The organism is Pseudomonas sp. PB101, assembly GCF_009764265.1.
Taxonomy (GTDB): Bacteria; Pseudomonadota; Gammaproteobacteria; order Pseudomonadales; family Pseudomonadaceae; genus Aquipseudomonas.
On the sequence record NZ_RWIR01000079.1, the window covers coordinates 71,172 to 85,516 of the forward strand.

The 14,345-nt window shown below is 62.4% G+C and carries 12 protein-coding genes; 5 read left to right on the plus strand and 7 right to left on the minus strand.

All coding sequences use genetic code 11. The annotated features are described in order from the left end of the window. The first annotated feature begins 15 nt into the window (after positions 1–15). From EI969_RS24565 to EI969_RS24575, 3 genes are all read left to right on the plus strand, one after another. Positions 16–1,755: an amidohydrolase gene (locus EI969_RS24565; protein WP_160390048.1), complete on the plus strand. Its 1,740-nt coding sequence runs from the start codon at positions 16–18 to the stop codon at positions 1,753–1,755. A 110-nt stretch (positions 1,756–1,865) separates the two neighbouring features. Next, positions 1,866–2,606 carry a TorF family putative porin gene (locus EI969_RS24570; protein ID WP_160390049.1) on the plus strand — a complete coding sequence of 247 codons (741 nt, stop codon included), beginning with the start codon at positions 1,866–1,868 and terminating at the stop codon, positions 2,604–2,606. Between the two features lie 45 nt (positions 2,607–2,651). Then, positions 2,652–4,040, plus strand: coding sequence for a cytosine permease (locus EI969_RS24575; protein WP_160390050.1), 1,389 nt, complete (start codon positions 2,652–2,654; stop codon positions 4,038–4,040). Positions 4,041–4,115: 75 nt separating this feature from the next. Here EI969_RS24575 and EI969_RS24580 read toward each other — a convergent pair whose 3' ends face one another. The 7 genes from EI969_RS24580 to EI969_RS24610 form a co-directional block, all read right to left on the minus strand. Further along, complete coding sequence (locus EI969_RS24580; RefSeq protein ID WP_160390051.1) at positions 4,116–4,832, minus strand: L,D-transpeptidase; 717 nt, start codon at positions 4,830–4,832, stop codon at positions 4,116–4,118. Then, the gene (locus EI969_RS24585; protein WP_160390052.1) at positions 4,829–5,587 is read right to left on the minus strand and encodes a M15 family metallopeptidase; all 759 of its coding nucleotides are present in this window, start codon (positions 5,585–5,587) and stop codon (positions 4,829–4,831) included. The genes EI969_RS24580 and EI969_RS24585 overlap by 4 nt, the downstream gene beginning before the upstream one ends. 33 nt (positions 5,588–5,620) lie before the next feature. After that, complete coding sequence (gene lipA / locus EI969_RS24590) at positions 5,621–6,610, minus strand: lipoyl synthase (protein ID WP_160390053.1); 990 nt, start codon at positions 6,608–6,610, stop codon at positions 5,621–5,623. A 166-nt stretch (positions 6,611–6,776) separates the two neighbouring features. Continuing rightward, positions 6,777–8,033, minus strand: coding sequence for a serine hydroxymethyltransferase (gene glyA / locus EI969_RS24595; RefSeq protein ID WP_160390054.1), 1,257 nt, complete (start codon positions 8,031–8,033; stop codon positions 6,777–6,779). A gap of 30 nt (positions 8,034–8,063) precedes the next feature. After that, a complete protein-coding gene (gcvH, locus tag EI969_RS24600; protein ID WP_160390055.1) occupies positions 8,064–8,447 on the minus strand; it encodes a glycine cleavage system protein GcvH in 384 nt (127 codons plus the stop codon). A gap of 416 nt (positions 8,448–8,863) precedes the next feature. Continuing rightward, positions 8,864–10,372, minus strand: coding sequence for a sigma-54-dependent transcriptional regulator (locus EI969_RS24605; RefSeq protein WP_160390056.1), 1,509 nt, complete (start codon positions 10,370–10,372; stop codon positions 8,864–8,866). A gap of 69 nt (positions 10,373–10,441) precedes the next feature. Continuing rightward, the gene (locus EI969_RS24610) at positions 10,442–11,356 is read right to left on the minus strand and encodes a LysR family transcriptional regulator (protein WP_160390057.1); all 915 of its coding nucleotides are present in this window, start codon (positions 11,354–11,356) and stop codon (positions 10,442–10,444) included. A 151-nt stretch (positions 11,357–11,507) separates the two neighbouring features. Between EI969_RS24610 and speB the strand changes: the two genes are divergently transcribed. Next, positions 11,508–12,509, plus strand: coding sequence for an agmatinase (gene speB, locus EI969_RS24615; RefSeq protein ID WP_095943760.1), 1,002 nt, complete (start codon positions 11,508–11,510; stop codon positions 12,507–12,509). A 53-nt stretch (positions 12,510–12,562) separates the two neighbouring features. Then, entirely contained in the window at positions 12,563–14,074 is a 1,512-nt protein-coding gene (locus EI969_RS24620) for an aldehyde dehydrogenase (RefSeq protein WP_160390058.1), read from the plus strand. The last annotated feature ends 271 nt before the right edge of the window (positions 14,075–14,345 follow it).

The window sequence follows — 14,345 nt, forward strand, 5'->3', positions numbered from 1 at the left end:
CCAGAGAGCGTTCCGATGCGATTGATTCCAAACCTGTTGGCCGCCGCGCTGGCCTTGTCTTCGGTGCAGGCGATGGCCGCCGCCGACCTGGTGTTGTTCAACGGCAAGGTCTTTACCGCCGAACCCGGCCAGGCGCTGGTGCAGGCTGTTGCGGTGCAAGACGGCAAGATTCTTAAAGTGGGCAGCGATGCCGAAATAAATGCCCTGGCCGATGCCAAGACCCAGCGCATCGACCTGGCGGGCAAGGTGCTGATGCCAGGCATGATCGACACCCACAGCCATCCGGTGGTGGGCGCGTTCGACAGCATGAAGGCCAACCTGCTGGACGAGGTCAAACCCTTGCCGGAACTCGAGCAATGGCTGATCGAAGAGGACAAGGCCGGGCGTGCCCGGGCCGGTGATGTGATCAGCGTGGCCGGGGTCAGCTCGGCCTACTGGGAAAAAAGCCGTGAACTGGGCAAGGTGTTCAACCAGGGCCGCTGGGCCGATCAGCCGATCGTCTTCAGTGGCATCGATGGCCACACCGGTTGGGCCAACAACGCGATGCTCAAGCGTCTGAACATCGACGCGGCGCTGGTCAAGAGCCTGCCGGAGAAAGAACGCGGCTACATCGGCCATGAAGCGGACTTCACCCCTAACGGCTACTTTGCCGAATCCCGCTGGGACGTAGTGCGCAACGGTATTCCGGCGCCCAGCCCGGAGGCCATGCTCAAGGCCGCGCGTGAGGCGGTGAGAGTCAACAATCAATACGGCGTCACCGCCTGGATGGACGCGGCGGCGAACGGCGGCAGTGAAGATTCGCTGTTCGATTTCCATGCCACCGCGGAAAGTGTCGGTGTGCTGCCGCTGTACAAGGAACTGGCGCAGAACGGCGAACTCAGTGCCCACGTTGCAGCGTTGATGGTCACCAACCCGAAGAGCAAGCCTGCCGACCTGGAGGTGATCGCCACGGTGATGAAGCAGTTCGAGGGCGTGCCGAACCTGACGTTCCCCGGCATCAAGGTGTTCGTCGACGGCATTCTCGAATACCCGGGGCAGACCGCTGCGGTCATCGTGCCGTACAAGAACAGCCATAAGGACGGGCAACTGCTGACCGACCCGGCGCACTTCGGTGAGCTGGTGGTGGCGGCGGAAAAACGCGGCTGGATCGTGCACATGCATGCCGTCGGCGACCGCGCGGTACGTGAAGCGCTCAATGGCGTGGCGTATGCGCGCAAGCTCAGCCCGACGCCTGTACCCCACAGCGTCGCGCACCTGCAACTGGTCAATCCCAAGGAGTTTCCACGCTTCAAGGAGCTGGGCGTGATCGCCTCGATGCAATTGCTGTGGGCCACCGGTGAGTCCTACACCGTCGAACTGGTCAAGCCTTACATCAGCGCCTTTGCCTACGGTTACCAGTATCCCGCGCGGTCCCTGCATAACGCCGGCGCGACGATTGCCGGTGGCAGCGACTGGCCGGTGTCCAGTCCGAATCCGTTCAACGCCATTGCCCAGGCCAGTACGCGCAAAGGTCCGTTGGGCGTACTCAATGCCAAGGAAAGCATCGACCGCCAGACCATGTTCTACGCCTACACCCTCAACGCCGCGAAAACCCTGCGTCTGGACAAGCAGATCGGTTCGCTGGCACCGGGCAAGCAGGCTGACCTGATCATCCTCGACCGCGATGTGTTCAAGGTCAGCGATGACGACCTGTTTGAAACCAAAGTCCTGAACACCTTCTTCGCCGGCAAGCAGGTGTACGCCCCCGCGTCCTGACCTGCGCAAAACCCGACACACGCACAAAACTGCCAGCCCCTCGTAACGCGAGGGGCACGGCATCGCCATGCCTGAAATTCCTCCGTACGCCATAACAACAAGAGAACTGTATGAACGCACTTTCAGCATTGACCCTCGCCGCGCTGGCACTGGCCCCCCTGACCAGCCACGCCCTGGCCCTCAACGATGACTTCAGCCTGGACATGACCCTGGGCGTCGTCAGCGACTACCGCACCCGGGGCATCTCGCAAACTCTCGGCGATCCGGCGGTGCAGGGCGGCGCAACGCTGCTGCACAGCAGTGGCCTGTACATCGGCGCCTGGACCTCCAACGTGGATTTCGGCGGCGGCTTCGATACCCGGCAGGAGCTTGAGTACTACGCGGGTTATTACTGGCAGGCGACGGACGCGATCAGCCTGGACCTGGGCTACATCAAGTACGACTACCCGAAGAATTCCGAATTCAACCTCAGCGAGGCGTACGCCGTTCTCGACCTGTACGGCGTGAAACTGGGTGCCTATTACTCCAAGGACACGCCGAACTTCTTCGGCGAGGACCAGGACACCCTCTACACCTACCTGGGCTACAAAATCGATCTGCCGGCCGAAGTCGGCCTCGACCTGCGCTTTGGCCGCAACGATGTGAATGACCCCGCGTTCTGGTCCGCCAGTGGCGATAACCGTGAGTCTTACTACGAATGGGAAGCCAAGCTGACCCGCGACTTCGTCGGCGTGACCTGGGGCCTGAGCTACGTCGACACCGACTTGTCGAAAAGCGAGTGCAGCAGTTGGTACGGCTATGACGACCTGTGCTCGGCGACCGTTGTAGCCAGCGCCACCAAGGCCTTCTAAGTTCAACCTCGACAACAAAAACAGTTCCTCAAAGGAAACACCGTCATGAGTGCGCAACGCAGTCCCCTGGTCGAGACCCGCTCGATCGATTTCATTCCCGAGGCTGAGCGACACGGCAGTCTCTACAGCCAGTTCACCCTGTGGCTCGGCGCCAACCTGCAAATCACCGCCATCGTCACCGGCGCCCTCGCCGTGGTACTGGGCGGCGATGTGTTCTGGTCGCTGATCGGCTTGTTGATCGGGCAGGTATTGGGCGGCGCCGTGGTGGCGCTGCACGCGGCGCAAGGGCCGAAGCTCGGCTTGCCGCAGATGATCTCCAGTCGCGTGCAGTTCGGGGTGTATGGCGCGGCGATCCCGATTGTCCTTGTGTGCCTGATGTACCTGGGTTTCAGCGCCACCGGCGCGGTGTTGTCGGGGCAAGCGATCGCGCAGTTGATCAGTGTCAGCGACAGCACCGGCATCCTGATTTTTGCGGCGAGCATCGCGTTCCTGACGATCTTCGGTTATCGGGTGATTCACCTGGTCGGACGGGTGGCCAGCGTGCTGGGCATCATCGCCTTCGCCTACCTGTTCACCCGGTTGATGACCCTCAATGACATCGGCCTGCTGCTCGACAATCGTCATTTCAGCTGGAGCACCTTCCTGCTGGCGGTGTCGCTCTCGGCGTCCTGGCAGATCGCATTCGGTCCTTATGTGGCGGACTACTCGCGTTACCTGCCGAGCAAGACTTCGTCGTGGAAAACCTTTGCCGCCGTCGGTCTCGGCACAGTGCTGGGGGCCCAGGCTTCGATGGTGCTGGGGGTGTTTGCCGCCGCATTGGCCGGAGCGAATTTCCGTGGGCATGAAGTGGCGACCATTGTCGGCCTGGGCAGCAGCGGGGTGATCGCGTCCTTGCTGTACCTGAGCATCGTGTTCGGCAAGGTCACGGTGTCCACCCTCAACGCCTACGGCAGCTTCATGTGCATCGCCACCATCATCAGCGGCTTTCGCCGTCGCCTGGAAATCACCGCCCGCCAACGCATGTTGTTTGTGCTGCTGATCGTCGCGGCGTCCACCACGCTGGCGTTGCTGGGGCAGTACTCGTTCCTCAACTCGTTCAAGTACTTCATCCTGTTTTTGCTGACGTTCTTCACCCCGTGGAGCGCGATCAACCTGGTGGACTACTACTTCATCAACAAGGAGCGTTACGACGTTCCGGCGCTGTCCGACCCGAACGGCCGCTACGGTCGCTGGAACGTGCTGGGGATCAGCGTCTATGTGGTCGGCGTGTTGATCCAGCTACCTTTTGTCGACACCCATTTCTACTCCGGGCCGATGGTTGCGCAGTTGGGCGGCGTGGATATTTCCTGGATCGTCGGGCTGCTGGTGCCGGGGGTGATCTATTACGCGCTGGCCAGGCCGTCGATGAGTGCGGTGGTGGTTGAGCGAGGTTAACCCCCGCATTTGTGGCGATGGGCTTTTGTGGCAAGGGGCTTTTGTGGCGAGGGGGCAAGCCCCCTCACCACAGGGTTAGCGCTCAGGCAACTTCCAGCGCTCACGCAACCGTTCGTACTGTGCTTGCGGCAGTTGCACCAGCACCGGGGATTTGCCCGGATCCAGCCAATCGAACAACCGCGCGATATCCGCCGGGTCCATGGCCGTACAGCCACGGGTCGGCGCCGTGGGCCCACGCCAGATGTGGAAGAAAATGCACGAACCGGCAGCGGGCGAGGCCGGGGTGTTGTGCTGGATGAAGATGCCCTGTCGGTACAGCTCATCCGAGCGACGCATCCGTTCGGAACTGCTCCAGTCTTTGTCGACGACCGCGCCATCGACCAGTTCGTTGTAACGCGTGGATTGGCTGTCATCCACGCATTCGATGGTCTGCGTCAGCGGTAGATAAGGCTGGCGGGTTTCGGCCGAAGGCGCATAGCCGAACGCCGTGCCCAGCTTGAACATTCCGGCCGGCGCCTTGCCGTCGCCTTCCTGTTTGACCGGTCCTTCAGGTTGCCCGATATCGAGCAGTCCCTTGCCCCAGCCCATGCCGTTCTTGCCGAGCACCACTGCAAAGGGCGCTTCGAATTTCTGCAAGTTCTGCCCGTGTCGTTCATAGCGCTGGGCAGTGGCCTGGATGTCATCCCAGTTCTTGCTGGTGACCACGATCAGTTGATCGCTGTCGTCGAGTCCCTGGGCCATCGCGGATAGCGGAAAAAGCAGCGCCAACAGGGTTCTGATCAGAGGCTTCATGGCTGCAGAGGCGTGATGGGGAAGTCCATGACGTCCGGCTTCGGCGGATTCCCGCTGTAGGTGAAGTGCCACCACTCGGCCGAATAACCCACGAAGCCTTCCTTGGCCATGGCACTGGTCAGGCGCTGGCGATGGGCTTTGGCCGTGGTGTTGATCAGCGTCGAATCGGTGTGCGCCCGCTCATCGAAGCAATCGAAACCGGTGCCCATGTCGAGCGCGCCGTCGTGCCAGCGCTGGCCGTAAGGGGCGGTGCAATCCACAGGCGTGGCGGAAGGCGTCCAGGTGTCGGCTGGCAGGGTGTCGGGGCCGGTCAGGGTCAGGTCGACGGTGTTGCCCCGGGAGTGGTTGGACACCCGGGCCACATAGCCCAGGCGCCAGAAGTCCTGCTTGTCGACCCGTGGATAGAACTCGGTCTTGAGCGGGTCGCCGGGTTCGGTGGCGAAGCGACCCATGTCCGCTACCGCGCGGGTCGGGCGATAACAATCGAATACCTTCAAGCCGTAGCCTTCGGCTTTCAGCGAGCTTTGCACTCGGGCCAATGCCTTTGCAGCGTCCTCCGACAGCAGGCACTCCGCCGCCTGGTAACCGTCGAGCGGGTGCCCGGTGAAGTTGTGGGCGCTGGCGTAGCGGATGTCCTGCTCGATGCTTGGGTCGACGCTGCGCACATACACCATGTGCCCGGGCTTCGGCTCATCGGCCATGCACGGCGTGGCAAGGCTCAGGCACAGCAACAACAGACAGGGTGAACGCGACATCGGGAACGGCTCCATGCATGACCAGTCATTCCATCATGGCTTGAAACCGTCTGTACCTCCATGAAGTTGTTGATCGGCGTGATAGGACGAACGCACCAGCGGTCCGGACGCCACGTTCTTGAAGCCCATACGCGTGCCTTCCTCGGCGAACCAGGCAAAGGTGTCCGGATGCACGAAACGCTGCACCGGCAGGTGGCTGCGGGACGGTTGCAGGTACTGGCCGAGGGTCAGCATGTCGATGTCGTGCTCGCGCATGCGCTGCATGACCTCGATGACTTCCTCGTCGGTTTCGCCAAGACCCAGCATCAGGCCGGATTTGGTCGGCACATGAGGCACCGCTTGCTTGAATTTCTGCAGCAGGTCCAGCGACCACTCGAAGTCCGAACCCGGCCGCGCGGCCTTGTACAGGCGCGGTACGGTTTCAAGGTTGTGGTTGAACACATCCGGCGGCTCATGGGCGGTGATCGCCAGGGCCACGTCCATGCGTCCACGATAATCCGGCACCAGGGTTTCCAGTTGAATGCCGGGGGACAGCTTGCGGATCTCGCGCAGGCAATCGACAAAGTGTTGAGCGCCGCCATCGCGCAAATCGTCGCGGTCCACCGAGGTGATCACCACGTACTTCAGGCGCAGTTCGGCGATGGCCACTGCGAGGTTCATCGGCTCGTTGGCGTCCAGCGGTTTGGGCCGGCCATGGCCGACATCGCAGAACGGGCAGCGCCGGGTGCAGATGTCGCCCATGATCATGAAGGTCGCGGTGCCACCGGAGAAACATTCACCGAGGTTCGGGCACGAGGCTTCTTCGCAGACGCTGTGCAGCTTGTGCTTGCGCAACAGTTGCTTGATCCGGTCGACCTCGGGAGAGATCGGCATGCGCACGCGAATCCAGTCGGGCTTGCGCGGGAATTCATCCGTGGGAATGATCTTCACCGGAATCCGCGCGACTTTTTCCGCGCCGCGCAGTTTGGTGCCGATTTCTACTTTGGCCGGGATCTTGCCGGTTGAATCGACAATGGCATTCATGGTGATTTCCTTGTGCAGCAGGGTACTGAACCTGTGGGAGACCCTGTGGGAGCGAGCTTGCTCGCGATGGCGGACTTTCATTCAACATCAATGCTGAATGTAATGGCCCCATCGCGAGCAAGCTCGCTCCCACAGGGTTTTTTCCATAGGGTTTTGTCGTGTTTGCTCAGTCGCGGTAGACCGGGAAGTCCGCGCACAGGGCGGCGGCCTGGCGGGCGACATTGGCCTCGATATCGGCATCGCCGAGGTGATCGAGGATGTCGCAGATCCATCCCGCCAACGCGATGCTTTGCGCTTCCTTGAAGCCACGGCTGGTGATCGCCGGCGTACCAATGCGCAGGCCGGAGGTCACGAACGGCGATTGCGGGTCATTGGGCACCGCGTTCTTGTTCACGGTGATGCCGGCGCGGCCGAGGGCGGCGTCGGCGTCCTTGCCGGTCAGGCCCTGGCGGATCAGGCTGACCAGGAACAGGTGGTTGTCGGTGCCGCCGGACACCACGTCATAACCGCGCTCGATAAACACCTGCGCCATGGCCTGGGCGTTGCGGATCACCTGTGCCTGATAAGTCTTGAACGCCGGTTCCAGCGCTTCCTTGAAGCACACGGCCTTGGCGGCGATCACGTGCATCAGCGGGCCGCCCTGACCACCGGGGAATACCGCGGCGTTGAGCTTCTTCTCCAGCTCCGGGTTGGCCTTGGCCAGAATCAAACCGCCACGCGGACCGCGCAGGGTCTTGTGCGTAGTCGTGGTGACCACGTCGGCGTAGGGCAGGGGATTGGGGTACAGACCCGTGGCCACCAGCCCGGCGACGTGGGCCATGTCGACGAAGAAATAGGCACCGACCTTGTCGGCGATCTGGCGGAAGCGCGGGAAGTCCAGGGTCTTCGAATAGGCCGAGAACCCGGCGATGATCATCTTCGGCTTGTGCTCGACGGCCAGGCGCTCGACTTCGTCGTAGTCGATCAGGCCGGTGCGGGTGTCGATGCCGTACTGCACGGCGTTGTACAGCTTGCCGGAAAAACTCACCTTGGCGCCGTGGGTCAAGTGACCGCCGTGGGCCAGGCTCATGCCCAGCACAGTGTCGCCGGCCTGAAGCAGGGCCAGGTAAACCGCCGCGTTGGCCTGGCTGCCGGAGTGCGGCTGGACGTTGGCGTAGTCGGCGCCGAACAGTTGCTTGGCGCGGTCGATGGCCAGTTGCTCGACCACGTCGACGTGCTCGCAGCCGCCGTAGTAACGCTTGCCGGGGTACCCTTCGGCGTACTTGTTGGTCAGGCCGCTGCCCTGGGCTTGCATCACCCGTTGGCTGGTGTAGTTTTCCGAGGCGATCAGTTCGATATGGTGTTCCTGCCGCGCATCCTCGGCGTTCATCGCCGCCAGCAGTTCGTCGTCGTAGCCTTTGATCTGGTCGTGCTTGCTGAACATGGTGTGGTCCTTTTTTTGAATTCGGGGGCTTCAGGCGTCGGCGTGTTCGGCGGTCAGGCGCTCATAGGCGTCTTGATCCAGTAGATCGCTCAGCGCTTCGATGTCGACCGGTTTGAAGCGAAAGAACCAGCCTTCGCCCAACGGGTCTTCGTTGACCAGTTCCGGGGTGCTCTCGAGCGCCCCGTTGATCTCGACCACTTCACCGTCCAGCGGCATGCCGATACTGCTGGCGGCCTTCACCGATTCCAGCACCGACACTTCAGCACCTGCATCGAAGGCGCCCAGTTCCGGCACCTGAACGAACACCACATCCCCCAGCGCCTGTTGGGCAAACGCCGTGATGCCGACGGTGACCAGGCCATTGCTCTCAAGGCGCAACCATTCGTGATCGACGGTGAAACGCAATTCGCTCATATCAACTCCTTATTGTTTTAAGGCTCGTGGCGGGGCGACGAGCGGGGTTGGAGGAGTGATAGCAAGGGTGGTGCCAATGTTTATTAGTTGTTTTAAATCAATGGCTTGAAGTTATTTTATTAGGTGCGAGCGATTTTATTTGTATTGAAATCAATACAGGCAGGCAGGGCTGTGGGCGCAGACGCAGTAATTGCAGGCGGGAAAGGTTTTGTCTTGATTTCGCTACGCTGTATCGATTTTCAGACATTGATTCAGCGACGACGCAAGTCCTGTGGGAGCGGGCTTGCCCGCGATAGCTGACTGACATTCAACTTTGATGTTGGCTGGTCCACCGTCATCGTCGGAACGCCGCCCGGAGCAAGCCCGCTCCCACAGGTTCCAGTGTTTGTTGTGGGATAGTGATCCCCCAAAAGGGATCAGGGCTTGCCGGGAATGCCGTACTTGCGCAGGCGAATCGCAATCGCGCTATGGGACGTCTGCAACCGCGCCGCCAGCAACCGACTGGACGGATAACTGCGATACAACTGCTCCAGCAGGTTCTTCTCAAAGTCGCCAACCGCCTCTTCCAGGCTGCCGACTTCGCCGTCGTTCTGCCGCTCCACCGCCGTGCGCGCAATGTCGAGGTCGTCGATGTCCACCAGCGGGTTTTCGCAAATCGCCGCCGCGCGAAAGATCACGTTTTGCAGTTGTCGTACGTTGCCCGGCCAGCGGTTGCCGAGCAGGGCGCTGAAGGTGCTCGGTGCCAAACGACACGGCGGTCGCTGGATCTGCGCGCAGGCCTGTTGCATGAAGTGGTTGGCCATCAGCAGGATGTCGTGACCGCGTTCGCGCAGCGGCGGCACCTGCAGGTTGAGCACGTTGAGGCGGTAGAACAGGTCTTCACGGAAACGCCCCTCGGCGACCATTTTTTCCAGGTCGCGGTGAGTGGCGCTGAGCACCCGCACATTGACCCGCACTTCCTTGTCGCCACCGACCCGACGGAAGCAGCCATCGCTCAAGAAACGCAGCAACTTGGCTTGCAGATAGGGTGACATTTCCCCCACTTCATCGAGGAACACCGTGCCCTGATCGGCCAGTTCCAGCAGGCCGAGCTTGCCGCCCCGTTGCGCGCCGGTGAAGGCGCCGGGGGCGTAGCCGAACAGCTCGCTTTCGGCCAGGCTCTCCGGCAGTGCCGCGCAGTTCAGGGCCAGGAACGGTGCGTCGTGCCGTGGGCTGATGGCATGGCAGGCGCGGGCCACCAGCTCCTTGCCGGTGCCGGTCTCACCCTGGATCAACAACGGCGCATCGAGGGCCGCCACCCGTTGGGCGCGGGCCTTGAGCGCGCGGATCGGCGGCGATTCGCCGAGCAGCGCATCGAAGCCTTCGGCATGGTCATGGTGCAGCGCCGACAGGCGTTCGCCGATGCGATTGGGTTGGTACAGGGTGAGCAGGGCGCCAGCGTCGGTGATCGGCATCGCGTCGAGCAGCAAGGTCTGGCCGCCCAGGCTGACCTCGTGCATCGGCAGGCGGAAATGCTGAGCGATCAAGGTGCGCTGCAAGTCGGCATCGTCGAACAGTGCGGTCAGCGATTCACCGGCCGGTTCGCGCCCGCACAGGGCGATCAGCGCCGGGTTGGCCAGCAGCACATGGCCACGGTCATCCACCGCCAGCACCGGGTCGGAACTGGCGGCCAGCAGCGCGTCCAGTTGCAGGCGCCGACGTTGCCCCGGAAGGATGTCGACCATGGTCACCGCTTGCACGCCGTGTACGCCGAAAAGCGCTTCGCGCAACTCCTCCAGCACCTCGGTACCGAGGGTCGGCGCGTCGATGTAGACGTTCGGCGGCACCATCTCCACGGCGTCCAGGTTGAAACTGCGTCCACCGAGCAGGGCCAGCACTTCCTGGGTGATTCCGACGCGGTCGATGAAGGTGACGTGGATGCGCATGACGGGCCTGCAAGGTTGGCGAACTGAAATCAGTATGCCCGGCAAAATTTCAATTTGGCGAGTGTCACCTCACGGCGTGCCGGTTTTGCGGGCGCTGGCGGCCAGGTCCTCGAGGAACGCCTGGAGGATCGGCGGCGGTGCCGTGCCGCGCCGGGTGATCACGTCGAACGGCGATTTCAGGCGCAGGCTCGCGGGTGCCAACTGGTGCATCTCACCGCTCTTGACCCATTGGGCGGCGAAATGCTCGGGCAGAAATCCCAGGTAGGCGCCGGAAATGATCAGGATCGCGGTGGCTTCGATGTTGTCCACGGTGGCGGCCGCCTTGCTGACGCCCAGGTGTTCGAGGTCGTATTGCTGCATGTAGCCGCGCACCACGATCCGCCCGGCAGCGACTTCTTCGAGCAGTTCCTCGCCTTCAGCCTGGCTGCCGTACAACGGGTGGCGGCGCCCGCAATACAAGCCCAGCGCTTCCTGGTACAGCGGCGCTTGCAACAGGCCCGGCAGATGGATCGGGAAGTGCCCGATGGCCAGGTGCAAACGACCGTCGAGCACCCGCTCTTCGAGTTCCGCCGGGGTGCCGACGTACACGTTCAGGTGTACGTCATGGCCTCGGGAGACGAAGCGCTGGGTGGTGCGCGGGATCGGCGAGTCGGGGTCGGTGATCGTGGTGTCGATGATCCCCAGGTTGAGCTTGCCGCTGATGTGCTGCTTCAGCACGTCGGCGTCCATGCAGAAATTCTCCACCGCCGACAGCAGGCGCTGGGTGGCTTCGTGAATTGCCACGCCCTGTTCGGTCAGGCGAAAGCCGCTGCGCCCGCGCTGGCAGAGTTTGACCCCGAGGCGGGTTTCCAGGTGGGTCATCTGTTCGCTGATGGTCGACTGCCCGGCGTTGAGCGCCGCCTGCGCGGCCGAGAAGCCGCCACAGCGGACAATCGTGGCAAACACCCTGAGCAGTTTCAGGTCGACATCGTGCAGCTGGATCATCTTGGACCTCCGGCATGGGGATGCATCGGGAATGCCGATATGAGTATCTGATGTTTAGCATTTTTTCCACGAAAACCTGCGCCCATAGTCTTTCCAACGGCGGTCGCCTTGCAGTCCGTCAAGCCGATAACAAGAAGTGGAGAGGCTAGAAATGTCGAACAACGGTTATGAATCCGGTCGCCTGAACCTGCCATTCGTGGGTCATTGCACCTTTGGCAAATCCCCGGTGTGCACCGATTGGGATGCACTGGATGCCGACGTCGCGGTGCTCGGCGTGCCCAACGACATGGGCACCCAGTGGCGCTCCGGCGCACGCTTCGGACCACGCGGGATTCGTGAAGCATCGACGCTGTTTTCCTTCGGCCACGCCGGCGCCTACGACCACGAAGATGACGTGATGTACCTCACCGCATCGGACGTGCGCATGGTCGACGTCGGTGATGCCGACATCGTCCACACCGACATGGTCACCAGTAACAAGAACACCGAATACGCCGTACGCAAGATCCTCGACGCCGGCGTGATGCCGGTGGTGCTCGGCGGCGATCACTCGGTGCATGCGCCAGTGATCAAGGCCTTCGAAGGTCGCGGTCCGATCCACATCATTCACTTCGATGCACACCTGGATTTCGTCGACGAACGCCACGGCGTGCGCTACGGCCACGGCAACCCGCTGCGCCGCGCGTCCGAAATGAACCACATCGTCGGCATGACCCAGATGGGCATCCGCAACGTGTCGTCGTCCAACCGCGACGACTACGAAGCGGCCCACGAAGCCGGCTCGAAAATCCTCTCGGTGCGCGACGTGCGTCGCCTCGGCGTCGAGGGTGTGCTGGCGCTGATCCCTCAGAATATCAACTACTACATCACCATCGACATCGACGGTTTCGACCCGTCCATCGCCCCCGGCACCGGCACCCCGAGCCACGGCGGCTTCCTCTACTACGAAGTGCTGGAAATCATCCAGGCCCTGGCCAAGCGCAGCAAGGGCAACATCGTCGGCATGGACTTGGTGGAAGTGGCGCCGGTGTACGACCCGACCGGCATGACCTCGATCCTGGCCGCGCAACTGCTGCTCAACAGCATCGGTTTCATCTTCCACGAGCGTGGCAAGGTGCGGGCCGCCGCCGAGAGCGAAGCCGCATCAGCCTGATCATCGAAACCAGTGACCCGGCAGGCTCTGACTGCCGGGCAGAGAGAACAAAAATGGACACGATCGTCAAAAGTTACCTGCAGAAATTCGGCGTCAGCGAAGCCACCCAGACCTTCCTCAGCAAGGTCCAGAAAATGTTCATCGGCGGCGCCTGGGTCGAAGCCAGCGACGGCCAGACCTCCGATGTGATCGAGCCGTCGACCGAAGGCCTGATCACCCGCATTCCCATGGGCACCCCCTCTGACCTGGACCGCGCCGTGCAAGCCGCCCGCGCCCAGTTCGACGGCGGCGCCTGGCGTCAGGCCAAGCCGGCCGAGCGCGAGCGCATGATGCAACGCCTGGCCGACCTGATCGAACAGAACGCCGCCGAGCTGGCGGAAATCGAATCCATCGACATGGGCAAATCCGTGGCCTTCGCCAAGGACGTGGACATCCAGGGCACCGTCGACACCCTGCGGTACTTCGCCGGCTGGGCCACCAAGCTCCATGGCCGTACCGTCGAACCGTCGCTGCCGGGCAACTACCTGGCCTATACCCGCAAGGAAGCGGTCGGCGTCGTCGGCGCCATCGTGCCGTGGAACTTCCCGCTGCAAACCATGGCCTGGAAGCTCGGTGCGGCGCTGGCCACCGGTTGCACCGTGGTGGTCAAGCCCGCCGAACTGACTTCGCTGTCGGCCCTGCGCTTCGCTGAACTGGTGCAGGAAGCGGGCATTCCCGACGGCGTGATCAACATCGTCACCGGGCGCGGCAGCGTGGTCGGTGCGGCCATGGCCACCCACCCGGGCATCGACAAACTGACCTTCACCGGTTCGACCCCGGTCGGCCAGACGGTCGGCCGCGCAGCGCTGGATGACATGAAGCGCCTGACCCTCGAACTCGGTGGTAAATCACCGGTCATCGTCTGCGCCGACGCCGACATCCCGGCCGCCGCCCAAGCGGTCGCCAACGGCGTGTTTTTCAACTCCGGGCAGGTATGCGACGCCGGTACACGGGCCTATATTCATAGCAGCGTCTACGACGAATTCCTGCGTGAGCTGATCGCCTACACGCGCACCTTGAAAATGGCTCCGGGCCTGGATCCTGATTGCTTCATCGGCCCGCTGGTCTCGGCCCTGCAAAAGCAGCGCGTGACCGAGTACATCGAAACCGGCAAGGCTGAAGGCGCCGAACTGGTCTACGGCGGCCAACCGGTCGATGGCCCTGGCTTCTTCGTCGAGCCGACCATCTTCGCCAACTGCCGCAACGACATGCGCATCGTCCAGGAAGAGATCTTCGGCCCGGTGCTGGTCACCGCAGCGTTCGACGATGAAGAGGACGCACTGGCCCTGGCCAACGACTCGCCCTACGGCTTGGCGGCGGCCCTGTATTCCAACGACCTGGGCAAGGTGCACAGCCTGATTCCGCGTCTGAAAGCAGGCTCGGTCTACGTCAACGCCCACGGCACCCTCGACCCGTCGATGCCGTTCGGTGGCTACAAACAGTCCGGCTTCGGCAAGGACCTGGGCGCCGAGCAGCTCGACTACCTGCTCGAAACCAAGGCGGTGTGGATCACCTTACCAAGCTGACACGCCCCTTGTAGGAGCGAGCCTGCTCGCGATGGTCGCTAACGATTACGCGGGCTTGCTGGTTAAACGCGGTGCTCTTGAGACCATCGCGAGCAGGCTCGCTCCTACAGGTTTTCGGTTCCAGCCACAACGCCAGGTAGGCACGCGTGAGCTCACCCCTTGTAGGAGCGAGCTTGCTCGCGAAAGACGTCAGAGCGCCGCGCACATTCAGGCAGCCCTCGTCATCGTTAACGTTTTTCGCGAGCAGGCTCGCTCCCACAGGGAAAGAACG

Excerpts from the sequence above, each read along its gene's own strand:
- EI969_RS24565 (WP_160390048.1), top strand. The coding sequence starts at position 16 with ATGCGATTGATTCCAAACCTGTTGGCCGCCGCGCTGGCCTTGTCTTCG.
- EI969_RS24570 (WP_160390049.1), top strand. The coding sequence starts at position 1,866 with ATGAACGCACTTTCAGCATTGACCCTCGCCGCGCTGGCACTGGCCCCC.
- EI969_RS24575 (WP_160390050.1), top strand. The coding sequence starts at position 2,652 with ATGAGTGCGCAACGCAGTCCCCTGGTCGAGACCCGCTCGATCGATTTC.
- EI969_RS24580 (WP_160390051.1), bottom strand. The coding sequence starts at position 4,832 with ATGAAGCCTCTGATCAGAACCCTGTTGGCGCTGCTTTTTCCGCTATCC.
- EI969_RS24585 (WP_160390052.1), bottom strand. The coding sequence starts at position 5,587 with ATGTCGCGTTCACCCTGTCTGTTGTTGCTGTGCCTGAGCCTTGCCACG.
- lipA (WP_160390053.1), bottom strand. The coding sequence starts at position 6,610 with ATGAATGCCATTGTCGATTCAACCGGCAAGATCCCGGCCAAAGTAGAA.
- glyA (WP_160390054.1), bottom strand. The coding sequence starts at position 8,033 with ATGTTCAGCAAGCACGACCAGATCAAAGGCTACGACGACGAACTGCTG.
- gcvH (WP_160390055.1), bottom strand. The coding sequence starts at position 8,447 with ATGAGCGAATTGCGTTTCACCGTCGATCACGAATGGTTGCGCCTTGAG.
- EI969_RS24605 (WP_160390056.1), bottom strand. The coding sequence starts at position 10,372 with ATGCGCATCCACGTCACCTTCATCGACCGCGTCGGAATCACCCAGGAA.
- EI969_RS24610 (WP_160390057.1), bottom strand. The coding sequence starts at position 11,356 with ATGATCCAGCTGCACGATGTCGACCTGAAACTGCTCAGGGTGTTTGCC.
- speB (WP_095943760.1), top strand. The coding sequence starts at position 11,508 with ATGTCGAACAACGGTTATGAATCCGGTCGCCTGAACCTGCCATTCGTG.
- EI969_RS24620 (WP_160390058.1), top strand. The coding sequence starts at position 12,563 with ATGGACACGATCGTCAAAAGTTACCTGCAGAAATTCGGCGTCAGCGAA.